Below are 1042 nucleotides of genomic sequence, written 5' to 3'. Positions count from 1 at the left end.
CGCACGTCGTACTGGGTCGCCGACCAGATCTCGCCGTCGGCGTGCACCTGCTGGCCGACGAGGTCGTAGGCGATGTCGCTGTAGTTCAGCGGTGATGCGGCGGGCCCGCAGGTAGGCCGCGGACTCCGACTCGGTCACCACGTGGACGACACCCGACTTGCGGGAGTGCACCTCCGGGCCGCCGAGCCCGGCCATGTCGATCCGCTCGCCGGTGACGGTGTGGACGACGTCGGGCCCGGTGACGAACACCCGTCCCTCCTCCGACATGATCACGATATCGGTGAGGGCCGGCCCGTAGGCCGCCGCGCCCGCCGCCGGGCCCAGCACCACCGAGATCTGCGGAACCCGTCCCGAGGCGCGGATCATGGCCTGGAACATGCGCCCCACTCCGTCCATGGACTCCACACCGTCGGCCAGGCGGGCACCACCGGAGTGCCAGAGCCCGACCACCGGCCATCGGCGGACGACGGCCTCGTCGATCGCCGAGGCGATCCGCAGCGCGCCGTCCATGCCCAGCGCGCCGCCCATCGTGGTGGCGTCGGTGCAGTACGCCAGCACCGGAGACCCGCCGATTCGGCCGCGCACCGCGGTGACGCCGCTGCCGTCGGGTTCGTGCGCCGGGACCGTCGACCCCTCATCCAGCAGCCGGGCCAGCCGTACCAATGGGGACCGGTGGTCCGGCGCAACCTCGGTGGTGATCGTCATCGTCAGCTCCGTTCCGGTGCGAGGGTGGGGACAGCGGCGAGCAGTTCCGTGGTGTACGGCTCGGAGGGGCGGGCGAACACGTCCGCGACGTCTCCCGTCTCGACGATCCGCCCGTCCTTCATCACCGCGATCCGGTCGCTGACGTGGTGGATGACGCCGAGGTCGTGCGAGATGAACAGCATCGCCACCGCCAGGTCGCGTTGCAGTGTGGCGAGCAGGTCGAGGATCTGCGCCTGGATCGAGACGTCGAGCGCCGACACCGGCTCATCGCAGACGCCCCGACCTGCAGGCCTTCAGGCAGGAGCAGCCCCAGAACGTCGTGCACCTGATCATCGCG

Annotated in this window: 2 protein-coding genes; both read right to left on the bottom strand. The window is 70.8% G+C overall.

Translation table 11 applies throughout. The features are described from left to right. On the bottom strand, window positions 1–705 hold a 705-nt coding region (locus ABZ260_RS51530), incomplete at its 3' end, for a carboxyl transferase domain-containing protein (protein ID WP_355633378.1). A 2-nt stretch (window positions 706–707) separates the two neighbouring features. After that, complete coding sequence (locus ABZ260_RS51525) at window positions 708–965, bottom strand: ABC transporter ATP-binding protein (protein WP_355633376.1); 258 nt, start codon at window positions 963–965, stop codon at window positions 708–710. Window positions 966–1042 lie beyond the last annotated feature (77 nt).

This window comes from Streptosporangium sp. NPDC006013 (genome assembly GCF_040614275.1).
Lineage (GTDB): Bacteria > Actinomycetota > Actinomycetes > Streptosporangiales > Streptosporangiaceae > Streptosporangium.
The sequence above is the reverse complement of the archived record's forward strand: the minus strand, read 5'-3'. Positions and strand labels throughout refer to the sequence as shown.